Annotated in this window: 15 protein-coding genes; 2 read left to right on the forward strand and 13 right to left on the reverse strand. The window is 50.2% G+C overall.

What is annotated here, in order from left to right; all coding sequences use genetic code 11:
• The first annotated feature begins 331 nt into the window (after window positions 1-331).
• Complete coding sequence (locus C2I18_RS09940; protein ID WP_249901027.1) at window positions 332-4,867, forward strand: choice-of-anchor A family protein; 4,536 nt, start codon at window positions 332-334, stop codon at window positions 4,865-4,867.
• A gap of 102 nt (window positions 4,868-4,969) precedes the next feature.
• Here the strand turns inward: C2I18_RS09940 and C2I18_RS09945 are convergent, their stop codons facing one another.
• The 3 genes from C2I18_RS09945 to C2I18_RS09955 are packed head-to-tail and all read right to left on the reverse strand — an operon-like array spanning window position 4,970 to window position 7,890.
• Window positions 4,970-6,817: a hypothetical protein gene (locus C2I18_RS09945; RefSeq protein ID WP_249901028.1), complete on the reverse strand. Its 1,848-nt coding sequence runs from the start codon at window positions 6,815-6,817 to the stop codon at window positions 4,970-4,972.
• A complete protein-coding gene (locus tag C2I18_RS09950; RefSeq protein WP_249901029.1) occupies window positions 6,807-7,334 on the reverse strand; it encodes a type II secretion system protein in 528 nt (175 codons plus the stop codon). Before C2I18_RS09950 ends, C2I18_RS09945 begins: the two co-directional genes overlap by 11 nt.
• Entirely contained in the window at window positions 7,318-7,890 is a 573-nt protein-coding gene (locus C2I18_RS09955) for a prepilin-type N-terminal cleavage/methylation domain-containing protein (protein WP_249901030.1), read from the reverse strand. The genes C2I18_RS09950 and C2I18_RS09955 overlap by 17 nt, the downstream gene beginning before the upstream one ends.
• Window positions 7,891-8,075: 185 nt before the next feature.
• Between C2I18_RS09955 and C2I18_RS09960 the strand changes: the two genes are divergently transcribed.
• A complete protein-coding gene (locus tag C2I18_RS09960) occupies window positions 8,076-8,861 on the forward strand; it encodes an alpha/beta hydrolase (protein ID WP_249901031.1) in 786 nt (261 codons plus the stop codon).
• 140 nt (window positions 8,862-9,001) lie between these two features.
• Here the strand turns inward: C2I18_RS09960 and argH are convergent, their stop codons facing one another.
• The 10 genes from argH to secA all read right to left on the reverse strand — a co-directional run bounded on the left by argH (window position 9,002) and on the right by secA (window position 23,630).
• A complete protein-coding gene (argH, locus tag C2I18_RS09965; protein ID WP_249901032.1) occupies window positions 9,002-10,417 on the reverse strand; it encodes an argininosuccinate lyase in 1,416 nt (471 codons plus the stop codon).
• A 123-nt stretch (window positions 10,418-10,540) separates the two neighbouring features.
• Window positions 10,541-11,776 (reverse strand): argininosuccinate synthase, encoded by a 1,236-nt coding sequence (locus tag C2I18_RS09970; protein WP_249901033.1) that lies wholly within the window; start codon window positions 11,774-11,776, stop codon window positions 10,541-10,543.
• 1,036 nt (window positions 11,777-12,812) lie between these two features.
• Window positions 12,813-13,781 carry an ornithine carbamoyltransferase gene (gene argF, locus C2I18_RS09975; protein ID WP_249901034.1) on the reverse strand — a complete coding sequence of 323 codons (969 nt, stop codon included), beginning with the start codon at window positions 13,779-13,781 and terminating at the stop codon, window positions 12,813-12,815.
• The gene (locus tag C2I18_RS09980; RefSeq protein WP_249901035.1) at window positions 13,778-15,064 is read right to left on the reverse strand and encodes an aspartate aminotransferase family protein; all 1,287 of its coding nucleotides are present in this window, start codon (window positions 15,062-15,064) and stop codon (window positions 13,778-13,780) included. Before C2I18_RS09980 ends, argF begins: the two co-directional genes overlap by 4 nt.
• 138 nt (window positions 15,065-15,202) lie before the next feature.
• Window positions 15,203-16,021, reverse strand: a complete 819-nt coding sequence (gene argB / locus C2I18_RS09985) for an acetylglutamate kinase (RefSeq protein ID WP_249901036.1) — start codon at window positions 16,019-16,021, stop codon at window positions 15,203-15,205.
• A gap of 39 nt (window positions 16,022-16,060) precedes the next feature.
• Complete coding sequence (gene argJ / locus C2I18_RS09990; protein ID WP_249901037.1) at window positions 16,061-17,293, reverse strand: bifunctional glutamate N-acetyltransferase/amino-acid acetyltransferase ArgJ; 1,233 nt, start codon at window positions 17,291-17,293, stop codon at window positions 16,061-16,063.
• Between the two features lie 21 nt (window positions 17,294-17,314).
• Window positions 17,315-18,364, reverse strand: a complete 1,050-nt coding sequence (gene argC, locus C2I18_RS09995; RefSeq protein WP_249901038.1) for an N-acetyl-gamma-glutamyl-phosphate reductase — start codon at window positions 18,362-18,364, stop codon at window positions 17,315-17,317.
• Window positions 18,365-18,544: 180 nt separating this feature from the next.
• On the reverse strand, window positions 18,545-19,429 hold the full coding sequence (locus C2I18_RS10000; RefSeq protein ID WP_249901039.1) for a YitT family protein: 885 nt from the start codon (window positions 19,427-19,429) through the stop codon (window positions 18,545-18,547).
• Window positions 19,430-19,529: 100 nt separating this feature from the next.
• Window positions 19,530-20,643 (reverse strand): peptide chain release factor 2 gene (gene prfB, locus C2I18_RS10005; protein WP_249902066.1). Its coding sequence is split into 2 segments (ribosomal slippage): window positions 19,530-20,570 and window positions 20,572-20,643, totalling 1,113 coding nucleotides; the frame shifts between segments, so codons are not numbered across the junction.
• 482 nt (window positions 20,644-21,125) lie between these two features.
• On the reverse strand, window positions 21,126-23,630 hold the full coding sequence (gene secA / locus C2I18_RS10010; protein ID WP_249901040.1) for a preprotein translocase subunit SecA: 2,505 nt from the start codon (window positions 23,628-23,630) through the stop codon (window positions 21,126-21,128).
• Window positions 23,631-23,878: the final 248 nt, after the last annotated feature.

A 23,878-nucleotide genomic window follows, 5' to 3' on the forward strand; every position in this document is an offset into this window, starting at 1 on the left:
TTTATCGGTACACAATCTCTAAAAATGAAGGATTTAAATTATACTAAATACCTACATTTTACACTTAAAAATGCCGATGAATTTCGTATGTATGCCCTGATTTTGTAATTCTTAATATTTTAATAGTTTATTTTTAAGAAACTAATTCCCTGGTCTTATTTTTCAGGGTATTTTTACACATTCGTTCATTGCCTAACTGTGAAATTTATCCTAGAATGATATATAGCATATTATAGGTAATCTTACAATGAATCTAGGCAAAAAATGCTATTTTTCGAGACTAATTCATCTATAAAACTAATTTTTTTTGAAAACTTGGGGAGCGATGTCGATGAAAATGTTCAAACAAAGAAGGTTTGTATTTCTTTCTGGAGCCGCGGCATTGGTATTGTTAATAGTCTTGCTGGTCCAGCTCTTCAGTCCAAACGTTGAAGCATCAGATAACAATTATCCGATTCGCATTCTGGAGATCACAGACCCTACCAGTGCCAGCTTGGGAGCTGACGGCAGCGAACTGGACGAGCTCAAGCAGCTCTCCAACGTTACCGTAGATACGGTGACAATGAAGAAATTCGTCTCGCTTCGCGAAGATTGGGACGGCAAGTATGATGCCATTTATGTGGGACGGGGAAATTTCAATAAAGCGTTGATCGCCAGTAATTCGAGTACGAACGATTCTAATCGGGATAAGGCTCATAACACGCTTGCTGTTCAGAACGACATTACCAGTCTGAAAGCGAAGGAAATTATCGACTACTACATTAACAAAGGCCTGTATGTATTTTTCCAGGAAGAAACATTCTCCGCTCAGGCAAAAGATAATGCTCTCCAAGGGAAGCTGTACACCTCATTTAATGTTTACCGCACTGCTTCAGGCCAAAAAGCCAATGTGCTCTTTCTTACTGATAACAGCCGGAATAACCTGATATCCGTAATTAAAAACCGGACGTCACCTTATATTACCGGGCTTACACGGCGGCCGCAGCTCACCATTACTAATAAATCTGAAATCAAAAGTTATCTCACTAATGCTGCTGAAACTTATCAACAGGGGGATTCCCTTATTTTTAAAATCAAACTCGGTAACGTGCCTAATATTTCAGCCTCACCTGTCAAAGTACGCTTGTACATGAACGTAGATTCTTCAATTCCTATGACTGAGGATCATGTGGTTGCTTCTCTTGATATGAATTCTAACGAGGGAACGCTGCGCTATACACTGCCAGAGACTTACTCAGGACCACTGTACTGGAAGCTTGAGGTAACTGATACTTCAACCAATCTAAAAGCTTTCGACCGTGACGTTATCCGTTTCACCGGTGTAAGGCCTGAGATCAAGGTGCTCCAGGTCATGCCTTCAGGCCGTTCCGACAGCTCGCTCCTGAACAGTATCAATATGAATCAGAGCTACCTGAACAACAGCAATTATCAGCTGTCTATTTCTACGATGAACATGGGGGATTTCAATACTTATATCAAGAACTCCAGCAGTCCGCAGCGCGGGCTTAACGGTGTATATGACATGATCGTCTTTGGCTTTCAGGACATGTATGACCGGGTGACTAGCCCTATGATTTCCAAAGAAGCCGCCCAGGCAGTTTTCGATTTTGCTAACTCAACCAAGCAAAGCATTATGCTTACACACGATACAATTTTTATTGATGACCCTAAAGATTCGAATTATTGGGGTGATTACTTCCGCGAGCTTGTTGGACAGACATCAAGAACGTACCTGGGTGGGAATGCCGTAAATCCTTCATCTAAAGTTGTTCCCGTCAACAACGGCCTGCTGACCCAGTACCCTTTTAATCTTAACAGTGCAGGCAGCGCCTCCTATCCGGTAGCCCAAACGCACGATCAATTCTTCATGCTGGATTTGGAGCGGGCCGATGTGGTGCCATGGTACAACATTAAGAGCGAATCGAACAAGACACAGCGGGATATCGATGACAGCTACAACCATTTCTATACTTATTCTGTCGGCAGCATTACTTTCTCCGGAACAGGTCACAGTAAAAAAGGGAATATCAACAGTGACATCCGATTCCCCGACTGGGAGCAGAAGCTGTTCGTCAATACGATGTACCGTGCTTTCGTCGGTGCCAACCATGCTCCGAAAATCACAGTGAATGCACCTGCCGAAGGCAGTATAATCCCATCCTATGCCAATGAAATTTTGGTCGACTTCAGTGCAAAGGATTTTGATTTGAACGACAATACCCTGTCGTCTTCTATTCGTTTTAAAACCGGAGGTAATTATATAAACGGTTTAGGTGTGGATAATATAAGTCTCAAATCGGGGCAAACTATCAGCCGTTCCTTTACCAATCCGCTTAACAAGGACGGAGATCTGCAGATCGAGATTAAGGTCTGGGATAGTCAGGGAGCGATGGCGACCGAAATCATCAATGTAAAGGTCAAAGAGGCGACAGCCAGCGTATTGGCTACGCGGTCGTTACCTGCAAGCCTTGTGAACAATGAAGTTATACGCGGAAAAGATGTCGCCGTAACATACACAGTTACACCACAGCCAATTCCGTTTGCCCAGGCGAACATTGCAGCAAATGTTGGAGACAGTCAGCTGATTTCCAATATCAGCTTCATGGATAATGTTCCAGCTGGACTGGAAATTAAAGGGGCATCTACGCCGATTACAAGCACAGGATCAGCCGCTACCGGCTACAGCGTATCTAAGAAACTAGATGACATCCGCTATACTTTGCAATCTGGAGCAAACGGCGTTAAAACATTTGTACCAGATGCTGGCCAGGAGGTCACCTTTACCATTACAGTGTCTCCCCAAAAGGCCGGAAAATATTTATTCGGTACAGCTTCTTTACAATACGATGAGATTCATGCCGCAACTGAAGGTTCGTTACTTGGTGCCGTACGCGATTATAACCTGGTGGTTGTCGGTCTCGAGAACACTGCCCAGTCCACAACGATTAGTAATCTTTCTATTAAAGGACGAGTAGCAATAAGCGGAAACGTCGATTTCCGTAACATTGGCGGAGGCGCTGAAATTAACAACGGCGGTACCTCTTCCCAGGATGCTCTGGTCGTAGGCGGAGATTTGTACTACAACAACAATATTACTATTAACGGTAATGCTGTGTACGGGGGCAATTATTATTACAACGGAAATGCCGATACCCAGTCTATTAGGGGAAAGGTATTGAAGGGCTCCCCTATCGACTTCGCTTCACTGCGTGAGCGGATGACAAGTCTTTCTGCAAAATTGGCAACCTTGAATGATAATGGTTCTATGAAATCTGAATATGGCACAGTTACTCTGACAGGTACAAGCGATGCTAAGCTGTATGTATTCAGCGTTCCAGCGGATGTGATCTCTTCTGCGCACAGCTTGAATGTATCGGTACCTCAAGGGTCAACCGTTCTAGTCAACATTGGAAATAATGCCAATGGTACAGACGGCAGTAAATATGTCAAAATGGCCCTCAATACCAATCTTACCGGCGTGGAGGCTAATCACATACTATATAACTTTCCAAGTGCAGAAACAGTTGATTTACGTAACACTCTAAACGGTACCTTCTTGGCACCACGCGCTACCGTCGGATTTGATAACGGGCAGCTGACCGGACAAGTTATTGCTGGCGCAGCTTCAAGAATGACAACATTATTTTACTCGCCGTTTAATGGAACGATTCCGCTGAATGAAGCACCTGTGCGGGGATCTGTGCTGTTTTCTCCTTTGCAATTAACGCTGAATGCAGTAATCAAGGTAGAGAGTATTACGCTCCCTAATACGGAGATTCTGTTGAATGACAAACCATGGCCTATTACACCAGTGATTGGACCAGAGGACGCAACCAACAAAAAGCTAACCTGGAGCTCTGCCGATCCTCAAACTGTATATGTCGATCCTTCTACCGGCAATGTAACAGGCAAGAAAGTGAGTTCCAATCCCGTTGAAATAACGGCAGCCGCTACTGATGGAAGCGGAGTAGTAGGAAAAGCCCTCGTTACCGTCAAAGACCGCACGCTGCGGATTGAAGGTAAAGACTCCGTCAAACCTAAGATTAATCTGGCACTGACCGCTATTTATGAAACCATTCTCGAGGACAACATCACTTACCGTTGGGTGGTCAACGATAAGGAAGGGAAAGACGTCAGCAGTTATATTACAGCTACAGATCAGAACGCGACATTTAATGCTCCCTCATCTGGTGCTTACACAGTTACGGTCTATGTGTCCAGTGACAAAGTTAAAGATGTATTCGCCAGCAAGACTATTATTGTCGCTAACCCGCTCGAATCCCTTACGATTACAGGTAATGGAAACTCAATGCCGGTAAAAGGCTCTCTGGATCTTACGGCCAACCTTAAACCAGGCGACGCGGATGGTACCGATCTCGAATGGCTCTTCGTTAATCCGGATGACAGCCAGTATGCCGAGCTAAGACCGGTTCCCGGAACAAACCAAGTCCAGATGATTGCCAAAGGCATTCCGGGCAAGACGATCCAGGTGATTGTAAAAGACAAAATTACCGGAATTACCAGTCCGCCTTATTCAGTAAGCATTACCGGTCTTAACGGTTTAGAGTTCAGCAAGTTCAGACACACCATGTATGTTGGGGACACCTTTAATCTGATGGATTTGTTATGGACGATTCCTCGCACCATTTCCTTGGAATCTATCCAGAATGATTTGACCTGGACCAGCGATAAACCTAACGTTGCCTCCTTCGCCAATTCAAAACAAGGAGTCATTACAGGGAACAAGAAAGGCTCTGTCATTGTTACGGTCACTTATTCAATTCCTGGACTGGATCCTGTGACTGCAACCATTGAAGTGGTAGTCGAGAACCGCCAGTCTAACCTCAATGAAGGAGACCGTTACTAATAAAACTGCTGAATCCTTCTAACAAGAAAAAGGCTTTCCTGGACTCCTCTCTTTGCGGTCTGTCCAGGAAAGCCTTATTTTTCAGCTGATTCTAACTTCTATTTAATCTATACCAGTAGATTGACGCGGGGTATTAACCAGCCTCATGGGGCTTACAGAGATGTTAACCTTACGAACCCGCGGTAGACTCGACTGTTGATCAGTGTATACATTATGATTATAGATTACTCGAAAACGTTCCCGTGCTCTTGGGTCAGTAACTTGCGGATCGGAGATGATCAGTTCATCTCCGATTACCGCGCCTGAAGGCTCATCTGCATTTCCCAATACTGCATTTACCGTCAAATCTCCCTTGGAGAAAAACCCGCCCTTCAGCCAAAAGATCGAGCCGACCCCATAAAGATTCGCTACATCATCCGTATAAAAAAAGGCGTTCATTTCTGCCGGATCGGTATTAGTAAAAGCGTCAATCCGGTTTACCAGCACCGGCCCCTTAGAAATTAGAACCAACTCTTTTTGATTAGCTCCTGTACCTAATCCGCTTATGACTGCATCCTCCACCGTGGTGCTTCCCAGCACGAACATCGTTGAATCAAAAGATACATTGCCTTTAATCGTGACATCACCGGTGACCAGTATATTCGCCTTAATAGGGACAAATTCGGCTCTGTTATTAATAATGTTCAAGTTTCCATCTATAACCAGCCATTTGGGCAGGCTACCTCTCTTGGCAGTTTCAATGAAAGTCAAACCATAATAATCGCTTCCGTCAATTGTCAAATTGCCGTCAACCCGGTGAGATTGATTCATATCCATGAAGTAACGATGGTAGTCCAAGAGCTCACTGTTATACTGGTCAAGTCTTGCCTGATATGCTGCATCGCTTTCCTCGTCGTTCTGTTCAGGTTTTACCGGAGGGGAGGTTACCGGTCTGGCTGCAATGAGACTGCCTGTACGCAGCCATTCCGACAGTTCGCCTTTACTTTTACCGCCTAGGCGCTCCCGAAGCTGCTCTGCCGCAATATCATTAGCTGGTGAGGTAGCTTCGACCAGCTTATCGATAAACGATTCTTCCACATTAATCTGGACGAACTTTTTCTGATCCTTAATATTAATTTTATCCAGATTTATATCCAAAATATTTTTTACTGTTTGACTCATATCCGGGCTGTCAGCAAGAATTTTGGCCTCTCCCCCGTTTCCGGACGGGTCATATACATGATATTCAATATTTTTGAGCGATTGTACAAATACTTCACCGGAATTTGCAGTGTCAGCACCATTAGGCTGTATCTGGGGGAACATTGTTACCTTCGTGAGACTTGAATCTCCAAGGTACGTATATTGGGCCCTATTGGAAACAATCAGCTTGTTGCCTGCGTATATATTACCTTTGAGCACCGGTGCCCCATTCAGGTAGACATTCTGCTCAGAGCCGAAGGCATATTTCAGAAAGTCCGGGTAACTGTCGACGGTAATCCGCTGCTGCAGCGTACGTTGAACTCCGTTTACCAATGCTGAGGCTTCTACATCAATATAATATTCTCTCAGCTGCCCAACAAGTTTTTTATTTTTGTATTCAATATAGTCAATCGTACCGCTGTTACCGGCACCAAATTCTGTAGATACATTCAGCCCCTCCTTATCCAGCCCGCGCAAAACATCCTCAAGCTTGTCCGGATTAATATCCGTCATCTTCGCTAGCCGGGCTTGAATGTAAGCTGTGGCCTCATCCAATCCTTTTTGCGCCAAATGCAGACTCTGGACATCATTTTCTCTGGTCTCCGTCCGGACCGCTCCGCCAACTGTGGCACTAAGAACGCCCATCCCGAGGATGGTTAGCAGCAATACGATGAACATGACCAGCACCAGGGCAGAACCTTCCTCTGAGCGTAACTGCCGGCTTGATCCCCCGGCCCCAATATCCTCCGTACGCTTCTTAGAATCCAAATTGGCTATCCACACTTAGCTTTTCCTCCTCCGATACTCCACCCCGGTGGTTTAACTCAAGCTGAATTTCCACCAATCCTGATTCATACAACGTATTCAGATTCGGTGTATCTTCATCTACTTTTTTGACGGTTATAGTTGAGCCATTTAAAGCGGAATCCAACTGAAGCGCCGCTGTACTTCCCGGGCCGATCCGCCTGTCACCGATTACGATATCGCTGCCTTCCACTTGAATCTGCACCGGGTCACTGTCTGATCTTTGCAGCATAATTCCTGAATTCGTATTACGGATCTCCTCAGGGCCGTACGTATACAGCTCCGTTATAATTGAAGACATTACAAGATCAGCCTCGTCGCGCAGCTTATTTTCGACCGTGATTTTTTGATAGCTTTTAAAACCGAACATGGTGACCGATCCGATAATACCGGCCACAATCGCAAAAAGGCTGATAGCGGCGATTAATTCGATTAGGGTGAAACCGTGCTGCCGTGCTGCTGCTTTAGCGAATTTCTTCATTGCTGATATATCCCTCCACCTCTACCGGTGCGGACTGGCCACCCTCTGTTTTCCGTGTAACAACCACCTTGACCGGAATCAGATATTCACTAATATCCTTTTTATCCACCCCGTTAACTGCCTCGTCTTCTGATTCTGGTTCTTTTAATAGTTCTTCTTGAAACACGACATTGATGCTGTAATCAATTCCGTTTACTGTCGGGTTCAGCACATGGGCCAAAGCCTTCGTATCAAAAGACTGCTGATATGCAATCCCTTCGGCCGTACCATCACCACACGCATCAATCAGGCATTTATCAGCAGAAAGTTTATATTTGTCAAAGAACTTCTGCATCTTCTCAAAATCCTGCTTCTCCATATAAAAAAGCGCGTTCCGCGCCAGATTGACCATAATCGTCTTGTTCTGGTTCGACTTGGAGTAGGAGAGGGCGTTGGTAAAATACGATGTCAGCACCAGCGATACAATCGACAGAATGACGATAGCCGCCAGCACCTCGATCAAAGTAAAACCCTGCTCCTTGTTCCGTATCGTTCTCCATTTATCTTTTAAAAGCATCCGGTCTGCTCCTTATCCCAGTATTACCTGTCTTGAGTCCTATTTCTTGACACTCTCTGAATCTTTCTTCCTACTTTCCATTATATTCTTAGAGCTGCCGCCCCAGCAATCTATTAATCACATTCTTCTATACTATATATCGGTTAGCGGCTGTGCTATTATTTGGCTAAAAGGAGGAGAAAGAGATGGCTTTAATCGAATGCAAATTTTATTCTGATGTGCTGGGGCTGAGTACCTCCATGACGGTTATTCTGCCGCAGCAGACAACTACACAAATCGGGCTTAACAATGTCGCAAAAGGAGGGCTTCACCCGACACTCTATCTGCTGCACGGTTTATCTGATGATGATTCGATCTGGCTGCGCCGGACCTCTATTGAACGTTATGTAGCTGAGATGGGGATTGCCGTTGTCATGCCGCAGGTGCACCGCAGCTTTTATACCGATATGGCTTCCGGGGGCAAGTACTGGACGTTCATCAGCGAAGAGCTGCCGGCGTTGGCACGCTCCTTTTTCCCGCTGTCAGCTAGGCGCGAAGATAATTTCGTAGCTGGACTCTCGATGGGCGGTTACGGGGCAGTGAAGCTGGGACTGCGCAAGCCGGAGGCTTGGGCTGCTGCAGCGAGTCTGTCGGGGGCACTGGATATGGCGAACCACACCATGAACTGGGAAGATCCTTCGAAGAAATCACAGGAATATATCCGGATTTTTGGGCAGGAGGATATCGCGGGTACGCCGGATGACCTGTTGTGGCTGCTGGGAGAAGCGGACCGTTCAGAAGGACCCAAACCGCTCCTCTATCAGTGCTGCGGCACAGAAGACTTCCTGTACAAAGACAATCAGACCTTCCGTGAAGCCTGCGCCAAGACCAGCCTGTCCCTCACCTATGAGGAAGGCCCCGGGGCACATGAGTGGGGATATTGGGATACTAAAATTCAGGATGTACTGGCCTGGCTGCCGCTTGGAAAATAGTTAATTTTTATTTAAAACGTTCACATTTATCATGCATTGCACACTTTGAGTGAAACAACATATGCCAAAAAACTGTCCTCCCCGCATCCCAGGATACGGTGGAGGACAGTTTTTTATGAGACCGCACTTATGAATGACCGCTACTCTAATGCGTTTGCGTGCTGCACGACCCATTGATTAGCTTCAGCCAGGGCAGCATCAGCCCGCTCAATCGCCGCTTTTACCTGAACGGTTGCCGTACCACCGTAGACATTACGCGCATCCACTACAGCCTCAGGCTGCAGAACGGCATAAATCTGGTCGTCGAACAGCGGTGAGAACTGCTTGAACTCATCCAGTGTCAGATCCAGCAGGAATTTGCCTTCGTTAATGCAGTACAGTACGGTTTTGCCGATCACTTCATGCGCCTGGCGGAAAGGCAGACCTTTGCCTACCAGAAAATCGGCGATATCGGTAGCGTTGGAGAAATCCGTATTGACCGCTTCGCGCATCCGGCCCTTGTTCACCTTCATGGTGGAGATCATTGGCGCGAACAGCTGCAGTGCACCAGTCAGTGTAGCTACCGTATCGAACATGCCCTCTTTGTCTTCCTGCATATCCTTGTTATAGGCCAGCGGCAGTGATTTGAGCACAGTCAGGAGGCCAATCAGGTTGCCGTAGACACGGCCTGTTTTGCCGCGTACCAGCTCCGGAACATCCGGGTTCTTCTTCTGCGGCATAATGCTGCTGCCGGTGCAGAAGGCATCATCCAGCTCTACAAAGCTGAATTCTGTGCTGCTCCACAGCACCAGCTCTTCACTTAGACGGGACAGGTGGGTCATAATCAGCGAGGCATTGGCCAGGAACTCAACGATAAAGTCACGGTCGCTGACAGCATCCAGGCTGTTCTCGTATACACTGTCAAAACCAAGCTGTTCCGCGACAAAATGGCGGTCAATCGGGAATGTCGTTCCCGCCAGCGCCCCTGCGCCCAGCGGCAGTACGTTGATCCGCTTGTAGCTGTCGGTCAGACGCTCCGCATCGCGGCGGAACATGGACACATAAGCCAGCAAATGATGAGCGAACAGAATCGGCTGTGCACGCTGCAAATGCGTGTAGCCTGGCACAATGGTCTCCACATTGTCTTTGGCCTGCCCGATCAGCGCTCCCTGCAGCTCATGCAGCAGCCCGACCAGCTCTACTACCCGGTTGCGCAGATACAGGTGCATGTCAGTCGCCACCTGATCATTCCGGCTGCGTCCCGTATGCAGCTTGCCGCCTACCGGTCCAATCTCTTCGATCAGATTTTTTTCAATATTCATATGAATGTCTTCGTCAGCTACCGAGAACACAACCTCGCCCGCACGGACCTTCTCCAGCACCTTGTTCAGTCCGGCCTTGATCGTCTCCACATCTTCCTGCGGCAGAATTCCGCATTTGCCGAGCATGGTCACATGCGCCAGACTGCCCTGCACATCCTCTTCCGCCAGTGCCTTATCAAATTCAATAGAAGCTGTGTACTCCTCGACCAGCTTGTTGGTTCCTTTGGTGAACCTTCCGCCCCAAAGCTTGCTCACTAGATGTATCCTCCTCTGAAGGACGCCAGAGGGCCGCTCCTGTCCAGACGGGAGGAACGGCCTTCGGATGTCCGTTTATATGGTATGCTTTATGGTTATACAACCGCCGAGCGGTTAAAGCTTTTATTTGTTCGACTCCGCCACACCTGCCGAGACCTTCAGACGCAGGGCGTTGAGACGGATAAAGCCTGTCGCATCCCCCTGGTCATAAGCCTGGGTCGGATCGGCTTCCATAGTCGCGATATCCGGATTGTACAGGCTGACCGGACTCTTCACGCCGGCACCGATGATGTTGCCTTTGTAGAGCTTCACACGCACCGTACCGGTTACGTTCTTCTGGCTCTCCTCCACCAGTGCCTGCAGCGCCAGACGCTCAGGTGCAAACCAGAAGCCGTTATACACCAGTGTGCTGTAACGGGTAATCAGGCTGTCGCGCAGATTCATGACTTCACGGTCCATGGTGATGGACTCCATTTTGCGGTGAGCAGTGAACAGGATGGTACCGCCCGGTGTCTCGTATACGCCGCGGCTCTTCATGCCGACAAAACGGTTCTCCACCATATCCACGCGTCCGATGCCGTGCTTGCCGCCGAGCTCATTCAGCCTCTCCATAACTTCCAGCGGAGTCAGAGGTTCACCGTTCAGCGCGACACAGTTGCCCTTCAGGAATTCCAGCTCCAGATATTCCGCTTCATCCGGAGCATCCTCCGGCGCGTTGCTGAGCAGGAACATCCCTTTGTTCTCCGGTGCACTCGGATCAAACCAAGGATCCTCCAGCACGCCGCTCTCATAGCTGATGTGCAGCAGGTTGCGGTCCATGGAATACGGCTTCGCTGCCGAGGCTTGAACCGGAATCCCGTTCGCTTCGGCATAGGCAATCATCTCGGCCCGGCCCGGGAACTGGTTGCGGAACTCTTCCAGACGCCAAGGTGCAATGACCTTGATGCTTGGTGACAGTGCCGCTGCATTCAGCTCAAAGCGCACCTGGTCGTTGCCTTTACCAGTCGCGCCGTGGGCAATGGCTGTGGCGCCCTCAGCGATAGCGATGTCTACCATACGCTTAGCGATCAGCGGACGGGCAATGCTGGTGCCGAGCAGGTATTGGCCTTCATACAAAGCGCCCGCCTGGAACATCGGGTAGATGAAGTCATTCGCGAACTCGTCGCGCAGATCGTCTATGTAGACCTTGGATGCGCCGGTGGCCAGTGCTTTTTCCTCCAGGCCGTCCAATTCTTCCTTCTGGCCGATGTCCGCTGTAAAAGCGATGATTTCCGCATCATAAGTTTCTTTCAGCCATTTCAGGATGACTGAGGTATCCAGCCCGCCGGAATAGGCGAGTACGATTTTTTCTTTTGGCATGGGGTGTGACTTCCTTTCGTTTGGGGGTATAGGATGGAACTTAGTTAAGGGCCGAATTCCGGTGCCTGGGCGCAAGCTGCGTGAATGTTTGGACTTCCGGCCGCTGTTATAATCAGATTTCCATAATTTCAAGCTCGCAGACGGCGGGAGAAATCCGATTATAAAGGCGGACGCTATCGCTCCTGCAGTTCCAAACTTCACTCCGTTGCTTCGCACCGAAATTTTAACGTTCGTACCTAAGTTCATCCTATATAGTGTTTTATATAGTATAAGTGCAGACGGGGCCTTGCCAATTCATTGCAGGTTCGCTGAATAAGGCGTAACACAAACAAACAAGTAATGTACTTTGGATGTATAAACTGCGACTGCAAATGACACATTTAGCTGCGTGCGCCCACTTGAGTAAGGGATGACGACAAGGCCCCTTCGTTGAAATTACATCCTATGGAGAACAAGTAACGTGGTCGTTTGTCGCACTTATGCCAAATGCAATTTGGCATTGACGATAAAAAGGTTACTTCTAAAACCCACGAATCAAGTTCACAAACTACGCTCGCGAACTCTAACGGACCGTAGATCCGTTATTTGCCCTTAGAGATGCAATTCGCCGCGCTAACGGACCGTAGTTCTCTTATTCTGCTGGAAACAGGCATCTTCAGGGTGAAATCACCTGAATAACGGAACCAGGGTCCGTTAGCTGGCTGAAAAGTTACTTTTGAGGGAAATAAGGGATCCTCGGTCCGTTAGCCACCGAAGAAGCTGCGCTTAAGAATCGCCAATAGAAGAGGCAGAGCAGCAGTCAATTAGCTGGCAAGTTAATCCTGCATAAACGCTGCGGGTTGAGTGAAGGCAGCCGTTCTTTGCCAGAAAATTCACACCCAACAATCGCCGATCGCAACAGTAGAGCAGCAGAACGTCAGCCGCGAAAGACTGCGCTCACCAACCGATAGTCAAAAGTAGAGCAGCGGTCAAATGCCCAGCGCTTCTCAGCAGCCATAGCGCACAATAACCATAGCAGCCAACTGGCAGCCTGGTTTTAACCCATCAAAGCCGCCATCAGCGCCTTCTGTGCATGCAGGCGGTTCTCCGCCTGGTCAAAGATGACCGAGTTCGGGCCGTCGATCACGCCGGTGCTGACCTCTTCCTCACGGTGGGCCGGCAGGCAGTGCAGGAACAGGTAGTCGCTTTTGGCGCCTTTGACCAGCTCCTCGTTGACCTGATAGTCCTTAAACGCCGCTTCACGCGCCAGCTGCTCAGCCTCGAAGCCCATGCTCGCCCATACATCGGTGTAGATAACGTCCGCATCCTTCACCGCTTCCTGCGGGCTGCGGGTGATAACGATCTCCGCGCCGGTCTCCTTGGCGATCTCGCGTGCTTCTGCTACAACAGCGGTATCCGGCTCATAACCTTCCGGTCCGGCAATAGAGACATGCACACCCAGCTTGGCGCCGCCGATCAGCAGCGAATGGGCCATGTTGTTGCCATCGCCGATGTACGCCAGCTTAAGACCCTTCAGCTTGCCTTTGTGCTCATAGACAGTCTGGTAGTCCGCCAGCACCTGGCACGGATGGGCCAGATCGCTCAGGCCGTTGATCACCGGTACCGATGCGTAGCGAGCCAGTTCTTCCACTTTGTCATGACCGAACGTACGGATCATAATGCCGTCGAGGTATCGGGACATCACCTGCGCTGTATCGCCGACAGTCTCGCCGCGTCCGAGCTGGATGTCATTTTTACTGAGGAACAAGGCATGGCCGCCAAGCTGGTACATGCCGACTTCGAAGGATACGCGCGTCCGGGTCGAGGACTTTTCAAAAATAAGCCCGATCGTCTTCCCCTTCAGCGGCTGGTATACCTCTCCGCTCTTCTGCTTGCGTTTCAGCTCAATCGCCAGCTCGATCAAATAAGTAATTTCCTCCGGGCTGTAATCGTTCAGCTCCAGCAGGTCACGGCCCTTCAGACCCTGTGCAATTTGCTCTGTACTGCTCTGTAGACCCTGGCTCATGAAACTGCCTCCCCGTTTCCATTGTTAGCATAAGTATGAATGAGCTGCACGAGAATGTCCACCGCCTGGTGGATCTCATCGACGCTCACATATAGATTAGGCAGCAGACGAATCACATTCGGTCCGGCCTGTACGAATAATAGCCCCTGCTTCTGTCCGGCCAGAACAATATCGCCTACCGGCTCAGCACATTCAATTCCGATCAGCAGGCCTTTGCCGCGGATTTCCTTTACAAAGGAGGTGTCTGCCAACTTATCGCTCAATAACCCCCGCAGATATTCTCCCATCTCTTCCGCACGCTGCGGCAGTTCATCCTCCAGCATCGTCTCGATGGTTGCTTCCATCACCGCTGCGGCCAGCGGAGTTCCGCCGAAGGTGCTGGCATGGCTGCCGGGGCTGAACGCTTCACGCAGGTAGCCTTTGCCCAGCATTACACCTGCCGGGAAACCGCTGGCTACGCCTTTGGCAAGCGTGAAAATATCCGGCTCAATGCCGTAGTGCTGATGCGCAAACAGCTTGCCTGTGCGGCCCATGCCTGTCTGCACTTCGTCAACGATCAGCAGCAGCCCATGCTCTTTGCACAGCGCAACTACTTCATTCAGGAACTCCTGCTGCACTTCCAGCACGCCGCCTTCAGCCAGCACCATTTCCATCATGATTGCGGCAGTGTTGTCAGAGATTGCAGCCTTAAGCGCATCCAGATCATGCAGCGGAACGGTCTTGAACCCTTCAGGAAGCGGGAGGAAGCCTTCCTTGACCTTTTGCTGGCCGGTTGCTGTCAGTGTAGCCAGTGTCCGTCCGTGAAAGGACTGTTCAAACGTAATAATCTCATACCGGCCCGTGCCCTTCACCTTCTGGTGGTAGCGGCGCGCCAGCTTGATTGCCGCCTCATTCGCCTCAGCCCCGCTGTTGCAAAAGAACACCTGATCCGCACAGCTGTTATCCGTAAGCAGCGCCGCCACCCGGTCCTGTCCGGGAATATGAAACAGATTGGAGACATGCCACAGCGTATCAATCTGTGCCTTCAGCTTCTCGCCGACCTTCTCCGGAGCATGACCCAGACTGGTTACGGCCAGACCGCACATGAAATCGAGATATTTGTTGCCCTGATCATCCCAGACCCAGCTGCCTTTGCCCTTGACCAGGCTGAGATCATATCTGGCGTAGGACGGAAATACCGCACTCAGCTTGGCAGGAGCAGCCTCCTGAACCTCTGTCCCTGCTGAACGTTCCTGCGCCGCCCCTGTCAAAGAATCTTTGTCCGCTTGCGTAAGCTTACTCATTTCTTAGTCACTCTCCCACCATGCTGCTGCGGTATTCCGTCAGCGCTTTTTAATAATTCTATATAGATTGAACTTGTAATTTTTCTGTTTTGGGACTGGGTGGCTTAGCCAGCTAAATCTATAACTCTACCAGCCGCTCTATGAACGGATAATTCTCGTCCCCAGCTCTTCACCCTGCAGCACCCGGCTGAGCACCTTAGGCTCCTTGCCGTCTACAATCACTACTTCGGACACGCTGCCCTGAATGCAGTCCATTGCTGCCCGCACCTTTGGGATCATTCCGCCGTAAATTTCACCGCTGTCAATCAGCTCTTCAATCTCAGTTACCGTCACCGACGGCAGCACGATCTTTTCCCCATCAATCGTCCGCATAATTCCGGGAACGTCCGTGACCACAATCATGGAAGGCGACTCTACAAAAGAAGCCACTGCCCCGGCCGCAGTATCCGCATTAATATTGTAACGCTGTCCCTGTGCATCCGCGCCAATTGGTGCAATAATCGGGATGTAGCCGAGATCCAGAATGCCTTTTACAATCTCAGCTTTTACTTCCGTCACTTCACCAACCAGCCCGACTTCAGCGCTGTTCGCCACCGGCTTTGCCGTAATCAGGTTCCCGTCCACACCGGATAAACCGAGCGCCTGCCCCCCGCTGCCCTGGATTCTGCGGACAATCGCCTTATTAATGCTTCCCGCCAGCGTCATCTCCACAACATCCAGTACTTCTTCGGTCGTTACTCTGAGTCCATTAACAAAACTGCTCTCAATGCCAAGCTTGGCAAGATTGCCGGAAATCGCCGGACCGCCGCCATGCACAATCACAGGCTGGACACCGCTGCCCTGCAGGTCCCTCAAGTCTTCAAAAAAAGAATCCGGCAGCGCAGCCAGCGTACTTCCGCCGCATTTCATGACAAACAGCCCGCCTGCTGTGCCGCCCTTTATAAGTTCATCATTCATCTCTATAATATCCTCCTTATGCAATTATGCCAGCCGCCATCAGGTCCGGTAAGCAGCATTAATACGCACATAATCATAAGTGAGGTCGCAGCCCCACGCTGTAGCGGTTCCGTCCCCATCCGACAAAACCACGCTGATCAGCACGGTATCGCTTTTTTGCAAATAACGCAGTGCCTTCTCTTCATCAAAAGCAACCGGCCGCGACTCACGCAGCACTTCAATGTCACCCAGCGAGATATTCACATTGTCCGGCGATACCGGAACTCCAGCGCGCCCTACAGCGGCAATGACCCGCCCCCAGTTCGCATCCGCTCCAAAAATTGCAGACTTTACCAGGCTGGAGCCGACTACCGTCTTGGCAATCGCTCCTGCAGCTTCATCATGCACCGCTCCGGAGATCTGCACCTCAATCAGCTTGGTTGCACCTTCGCCGTCCCGGGCAATCGCTTTGGCGAGATGACGGCACACATATGTGAACGCAGCGGCAAAAGCATCCCAGTCACTATGCAAACGTGTCAGCTTCTCATTACCAGCCAGCCCGCTGGCCATCGTAACTAACATATCATTCGTGCTTGTATCTCCATCCACCGTAATCATATTAAAAGTAGTATTCGTCGCAGTCCGCAGCAGGCTCTGCAAATCCTCAGCGTCTATAGCGGCATCTGTCGTCATAAAGCCCAGCATCGTGGCCATATTGGGATGGATCATCCCTGAACCTTTCGCCGCCCCGGCAATGGTAACCTCTACGCCGTCGACTGTGACTTTTACGCAGCATTCTTTTTTGACCAGATCTGTAGTCAGTATAGCCTGGCAAAATTCCTCCGCACCGGAAGCCCCGCCATCCAGCTTCTCCGGCAGACCGGCAATTCCGCTGCGCACACAGTCCATCTTCAGCAGCTCACCGATGACACCTGTCGAAGCGACAGCCACATCATGGTCATTTACCCCTAAGTAACGGGCCGCTGTGGCACGCATCTCATAGGCATCCGCTTCGCCCTGAACTCCGGCGCAGGCATTCGCATTCCCGCTGTTCACGATCACGGCCTGCAGGATCCCATTCGCCAGACTCTCCCGCGTTACCTTCAGCGGAGCAGCCTGGAACACATTCGTCGTATACACCGCTGCCGCCGTCGCCGGCACCTCGCAGAGGATGGCCGCAAGGTCATTTCGGTCGGTTTTTTTGAGGCCGCAGTGCAGCCCTCCCGAGATGAACCCTTTAGGTGTAGTAATACTTCCGCCTTCCACGACGGTAAAAGCTGTATGTTCGCTCATGTCCTTGTTGACCGCTGAGCCTTACGGATACACAGGTGTGTAGCCAAGGCCGCGGGTTTCCTCCCATCCCATCATCAAATTCAGGTTCTGAATCGCCTGCCCTGCTGCACCTTTAACGACATTATCGATCACGGACACAATAGTAACCCGGCCTGTACGGGCATCTGTGGCAAAACCGATATCACAATAATTCGAGCCGCTGACTTCCTTCGTTGCCGGGAGCACACCTGCTTCACGAATCCGCACATAAGGTCTGCCGCTGTAATACTTCCGGTACAAGTCTACCAAATCCTGCTCGCTGTAAATACTATTCAGTGATGCATACATTGTGCTCATAATGCCCCGGGTCATCGGCACCAGGTGGGTGGTGAACGTTACGGTTACCTTTTCTCCGGCTATATCTGTAAGCACCTGCTCAATTTCCGGAATATGCTGATGCTTGTTGACTTTATAGGCTTTAAAATTCTCATTGATCTCTGCATAATGCACCATCAGACTCGTGCCCCGCCCGGCCCCGGAAACCCCTGACTTTGCATCAATAATGATACTGTCAGGCTTGATCCAGCCCTCTTTAAGCGCGGGAATCAGCCCGAGCAGCGTAGCTGTGGGATAACATCCGGGATTCGAGATAAAATCCACTCCGGCCGCACGTTCCCCATACACCTCACATAATCCGTAGACCGCCTGTTCGAGATAAGCTGCCGGCGGAGCCGGGTGCTTATACCATTCTTCATATTCCGCGCCGTCCTTCAGCCTGAAGTCACCGGACAAGTCGACAACCTTGAGGCCTGCCTCCAGCAGCTGCGGCACCAGCTTGGCACTTACACCGGACGGTGTGGCCGTGAATACAACATCAGCTCTGCCGGCAATTTCCGCCGGGTCTACGCCGTCCAGCTTCCGCCCGATAATACCTGTCAAATGAGGAAAACCGCTCTCGATCGGCTCCCCCGCACTTGAAGAGGAGATGACCGATGTAATCTCTATATCAGGGTGGTTCTGCAGCAGCCTGATCAGCTCCACGCCCCCGTAACCCGTTGATCCCACAATCGCCGCTCTCAGCTTGCTTCCCATGGTTATTCCCCCACTCCCCGGCTGTTTTATGTAATGAATACCGCCCTGCAAATATGTATTATTATACAACTCAATTAATATAAATACAACACGTTACGTTAACTTTATTTGTGGAATTTAATAGGCTGGTCCATTCTGTCCGCTAAAAAAAAGAGAAGCCAAAGCCTCTCCACGGAGAGACTATGCTTCTCTTTTGAATCCTTCACCCAGCACCTCGTGGGCCTCGGTAATAATAACGAACGCACCCGGATCTACCGAGCGCACGATGGTTTTCAGCCGCGTAATCTCGCTTTGTCCGACGACCACCATCAGCACCGTGCGGTTATCTCCGGTGTATCCGCCCTGCGCATTCAACTTGGTCAACCCGCGGTCCAGATCATTTAATATGGCCTGAGAGATTTCTTCCGTGTAATCGGAAATAATATACGCAACCTTGGTCACACTGAAGCCCATTTCGAGCGCATTAATGACCCGGCCGGTGACGAATAAACCGATCAGCGCATACATCGCCTGCTCCATGCCAAGCACGAAGGCAGCGAGTGTAATCACCGTTCCGTCCAACAGCACGACAGAGAGCGAGAAGCTGAACCCGGTAATCTTTTGAATAATCTGCGCCAAAATCGTAAGCCCGCCTGTAGATCCCCGCCCGCGGAAAACAAGCCCCAGCCCCAGTCCTACCGCTATCCCGCCGTAAATGGAAGCAAGCAGCGGGTTGGTTGTCGGTACCGGACCGTCTTTGGTCAAAAAGATAAACAGCGGCAGCACAAAGCTGCCCAGCAGGGAACGCATCCCGTACTGTTTGCCGAGGAACACGACACCCAGAATGAACAGCGGGATATTCAGCGCCCATTGGGTGAACGCCGGCTCAGCGCCAAACCAGGCCTCAGCGAGTACGGACAAGCCCGACACCCCGCCGGAGGCAATCCGGTTCGGCAGAAAAAAGAGGTTAAACCCAAGTCCCGTAATCAGCGACCCGATGAGAATTAAGGCGATATCTACCGTATGGCGCAGCGGCCCGTTCAGGGGAATCAGCGGCGGTTTGTTGCGCGAATTGACTTTTTGCATGTATAGCTACTCCTTGAGTTGTAATGTGATTTGATCAGTGTGTCCCATTCCACGAAAAAATTCCTACACCTCCGAAGACGCGTAGGAATCTATATTTCTGTTATTCAACTTCTGTTTTGATCTGGCTGCGCAGATAGCCGTCAATAAACAGATTGATATCGCCATCCATTACAGCACCCACGTTCCCTGTTTCCACGGAAGTGCGGTGATCCTTTACCATACTATAGGGATGGAATACATAGGAGCGGATCTGACTTCCCCATGCAATATCCGATTGCTCGCCGCGGATCGCATCCAGCTCCTGCTGCTGCTCCTGCAGTTTGCGTTCGTAGAGCTTGGAGCGCAGCATTTTCATCGCCTGCTCCCGGTTCTTGATCTGTGAACGTTCGTTCTGGCAGGTAACGACCACCCCGCTCGGAATGTGCGTAATCCGCACGGCGGAGTCTGTGGTGTTGATATGCTGACCGCCGGCGCCGCTGGCCCGGTACGTGTCGATCTTAAGATCCTCCGTACGGATCTCAATCTCGATGTCATCATTGATCTCCGGCACCACATCACACGATACGAAGGAGGTATGACGTCTGCCCGAGGAATCGAACGGTGAAATACGCACCAGACGGTGGACACCTTTCTCCGCCTTCAGATAACCGTAAGCGTTGAAGCCTTTAATCAGCAGCGTAACACTCTTGATCCCTGCTTCATCACCCGGCAGATAGTCCAGCACTTCGACCTTGAAGCCGCTTTTCTCGGCCCAGCGGGTATACATCCGCAGCAGCATTTGCCCCCAGTCCTGGGACTCTGTGCCGCCTGCACCCGGATGCAGCTCCAGAATCGCATTCAGCTTGTCATACGGCTGGCTCAGCAGCAGCTGGAGCTCAAAGTCATCCACTTTCGAGACAATGGCCTTAATGGATTCGGCCGTTTCGTTCGCCAGCTCTTCGTCGCCTTCTTCTTCGGCAAGCTCCGCCATCATGGCCGCATCATCATACTCCTGCTGCAGCTTTTCGTATGCATCCACGGTGGATTTCACAGCGTTCATCTCGCTGATTACGCCCTGCGCCTGCTCGGGGTCATCCCAGAAGCCGGGGGCGGCCATCTTTTCCTCAAAGTTGGAGATCATCTCCTGCTTGAGATCTAAGTCAAAGAGACCCCCTAAGGTTGGTTAGTTTCTTGCTTATTTCACGCAGGTCCTGCTTTACGTTAGCGTCGATCATGGAGATCACTTCACCTTTCAAAATAAAATATTGCGCCGGGCGTTGGTTGGACTTTGTCGGCAATGGCATCCGCCAAGCTTCGCTGGCGAATTGTTCCTTTAAACTTACGTGTTCGGTGATTACCGCGCTCCAGGGAATGTTTGGACTTCCGGCCGCTGTTATGTTTCGATTTCCTGATTTAAACCGCTATCAGCGGTAGAAATCCAAACATAAAGGCGGACGCTAACGCTCCTACAGTTCCAAACTTCCCCTCCGCTGCTACACCTGAACTATAGTTTCCAGAACGATTTCCTCAGCATCGCTTGCTGATTACATTTTACTCAAAATCCAAAAAAACGGCCGGGCCGCAAACGGGGAGTACCCGGGCCCAGCCGCTTATTATTGTCATTATAACCCTGCTTACAGCATACAAAACATAGCGGTAAAAGGTGCTCGCAGCAGCTTCGGCTGCTCGCTGTTTTACCAAAAAAGACCATTATAGATTAAGCTTGGCCGTGGCAGTTTTTGTACTTCTTGCCGCTTCCGCAAGGGCAAGGGTCGTTACGGCCAATCGCGGTCTCCACGTGCACTGGACGCTTCTCAGCCGGTTCGGCGTTGGTGGAGATTTTGTCCTCTTCCACGACGGATTGACGCTCCTGATTCGCTTCGATATGGGCCTTCATAATGTAAGTAGCCACTTCTTCCTGAATACTGGCAGTCATGGCATTGAACATTTCGTAGCCCTCGAATTGGTATTCGCGGAGCGGATCGGTACCGCCGTAAGCACGAAGGTGAATCCCTTGACGAAGCTGATCCATTGCATCAATATGATCCATCCACTTGCTGTCAACGGAACGGAGCACGATAACCTTCTCGAATTCACGCACCAGCTCAGCGCCAAGGCGTGCTTCACGGGCATCGTATTTCTCCATGACACGGCCGAAGATGAATTCAACAATCTCTTCAACCTCTTTGCCCCACAGGTCATCACGGGTCAGGGCGCCTTCGTCCAGCAGCTTGCTGTTGACGTAATCAGCAACCTCCTGCAGCTCCCAGTTCTCCGGAATATCATCCACGCAGTGAGCCTGAACCACACGCTCGATAACAGGTTTGATCATTTCTACTACGATATCTTTGATATTGTCAGACTCCAGAATTTCACGGCGCTGCTTGTAGATAATTTCGCGCTGTTGGTTCATGACGTCATCATACTGCAGTACGACCTTACGGATATCAAAGTTATTGCCTTCTACCCGCTTCTGCGCTGATTCAACGGCACGGGTAATCATCCGGCTCTCGATCGGCTGATCTTCTTCAAATCCGAGACGGTCCATCATGTTCAGGACGTTGTCTGCACCGAAGCGCTTCATCAGCTCATCGCCCAGCGACAGATAGAACTGTGTAGAACCCGGGTCACCTTGGCGTCCCGCACGTCCGCGCAGCTGATTATCAATCCGCCGGGATTCGTGACGTTCTGTACCGATAATATGCAGACCACCTAGATCTCTTACGCCTTCACCAAGCATAATGTCTGTACCGCGTCCTGCCATATTGGTGGCAATGGTTACTGTTCCTGGTTGGCCGGCATGGGAAATAATTTCGGCCTCGGATTCGTGATGCTTAGCGTTCAGTACCTGGTGTTTGACACCTTTGCGCTTCAGCATTTCGGATACGAGCTCGGAGTTCTCAATGGATACTGTACCTACCAGTACCGGCTGATTCTTTTTATGGCGTTCTACAATCTCAGCTACGACCGCATTGAATTTACCGTTCTCGCTCTTATACACTACGTCCGGCATGTCCACACGCTGGTTCGGTTTGTTCGTTGGAACCTGCAGAACCTCCAGGCCATAGATTTTCTTGAATTCTTCTTCTTCCGTCTTCGCAGTACCGGTCATACCACCCAGCTTACGGTACATACGGAAGTAGTTCTGGAAGGTGATCGTAGCGAGCGTCATGCTCTCGTTCTGAACTTCGATCTCTTCCTTCGCTTCAATCGCCTGGTGAAGGCCGTCGCTGTAACGGCGTCCTGCCATCAAGCGTCCGGTAAATTCATCGACAATGACAACCTCATCGCCATTCACGACATAATCCACATCACGGCGCATAATAACATTGGCCTTAAGGGCCTGTACAATGTGATGGTTCAAGGTAACATGGCTGTGGTCATACAAATTCTCAATTCCAAAAGCGCGTTCAGCCGTAGCTACGCCCTTCTCGGTCAAAGCAACGGATTTCACCTTGATATCAACGGTATAATCCTCTTCGGCAGTCAGCTTCTTCACAAAGCGGTCTGCTGCATAATAAAGTTCAGTGGATTTCTCGGCTTGACCGGAAATAATGAGCGGCGTCCGGGCTTCATCGATCAGGATGGAATCCACTTCGTCAATAATACAGAAATATAGCGGGCGTTGTACCATTTGTTCCTTATACAGGACCATGTTGTCACGCAGATAGTCAAAACCGAATTCATTATTGGTTCCATACGTAATATCGCAGGCATAAGCCTCTTGTTTATGAGCATGATCCATGCCGTTCAGGTTCACCCCGACCGTCATGTCCAGGAAGTTATAGATTTGTGCCATTTGCGCACTGTCGCGCTGAGCCAGATAATCATTGACTGTGACAACATGCACACCTTTGCCCAGCAGAGCGTTCAGGTAGACCGGAAGCGTTCCTACCAGTGTCTTCCCTTCACCTGTCTTCATCTCGGCGATCCGGCCTTCATGCAGTGCCATACCTCCGACCAGCTGAACGTCAAAATGCCGCATGCCCAGCGTCCGTTTGGATGCTTCGCGTACGGTTGCAAATGCCTCCGGAAGAAGTTCTTCCAGGGTTTCGCCCTTCTCAATCCGGGCACGGAATTCTGCTGTCTTGGCTTTGAGTGCCTCATCCGAAAGAGCCACAAAATCCGGCTCCAGTCCATTAATTACATCGACCGTCTTCATCAGACGTTTGACATCCCGTTCATTGGTGTCGCCGAATATTTTCTTCACAATACCTAGCATGGTTAACCCCTTTCATGCAACACAGATGGTGGAACCGAGCCCATCCCCACAAAATTGAAAGGGCCATATATGTTTTCGATTCCGCTGCTTCATAAATTGTAACAGTTTGTAAGAGAAGCCGCAATACAAGCAGCCGCAACCTTATTTTGCAAACTGTGATAACTATACTCTTTATATACGCACAAGAGCCCTATTCGCTTCAGGCGAATAGGGGCTCGGTTAATTTTCTACGTCAGACTAATACGAAC

This window comes from Paenibacillus sp. PK3_47 (assembly GCF_023520895.1).
In the GTDB taxonomy this organism is placed as follows: Bacteria; Bacillota; Bacilli; order Paenibacillales; family Paenibacillaceae; genus Paenibacillus_AQ.

Excerpts from the sequence above, each read along its gene's own strand:
- C2I18_RS09940 (WP_249901027.1), top strand. The coding sequence starts at position 332 with ATGAAAATGTTCAAACAAAGAAGGTTTGTATTTCTTTCTGGAGCCGCG.
- C2I18_RS09950 (WP_249901029.1), bottom strand. The coding sequence starts at position 7,334 with ATGAAGAAATTCGCTAAAGCAGCAGCACGGCAGCACGGTTTCACCCTA.
- C2I18_RS09955 (WP_249901030.1), bottom strand. The coding sequence starts at position 7,890 with ATGCTTTTAAAAGATAAATGGAGAACGATACGGAACAAGGAGCAGGGT.
- C2I18_RS09960 (WP_249901031.1), top strand. The coding sequence starts at position 8,076 with ATGGCTTTAATCGAATGCAAATTTTATTCTGATGTGCTGGGGCTGAGT.
- C2I18_RS09970 (WP_249901033.1), bottom strand. The coding sequence starts at position 11,776 with ATGCCAAAAGAAAAAATCGTACTCGCCTATTCCGGCGGGCTGGATACC.
- argF (WP_249901034.1), bottom strand. The coding sequence starts at position 13,781 with ATGAGCCAGGGTCTACAGAGCAGTACAGAGCAAATTGCACAGGGTCTG.
- C2I18_RS09980 (WP_249901035.1), bottom strand. The coding sequence starts at position 15,064 with ATGAGTAAGCTTACGCAAGCGGACAAAGATTCTTTGACAGGGGCGGCG.
- argB (WP_249901036.1), bottom strand. The coding sequence starts at position 16,021 with ATGAATGATGAACTTATAAAGGGCGGCACAGCAGGCGGGCTGTTTGTC.
- argJ (WP_249901037.1), bottom strand. The coding sequence starts at position 17,293 with ATGAGCGAACATACAGCTTTTACCGTCGTGGAAGGCGGAAGTATTACT.
- argC (WP_249901038.1), bottom strand. The coding sequence starts at position 18,364 with ATGGGAAGCAAGCTGAGAGCGGCGATTGTGGGATCAACGGGTTACGGG.
- C2I18_RS10000 (WP_249901039.1), bottom strand. The coding sequence starts at position 19,429 with ATGCAAAAAGTCAATTCGCGCAACAAACCGCCGCTGATTCCCCTGAAC.
- secA (WP_249901040.1), bottom strand. The coding sequence starts at position 23,630 with ATGCTAGGTATTGTGAAGAAAATATTCGGCGACACCAATGAACGGGAT.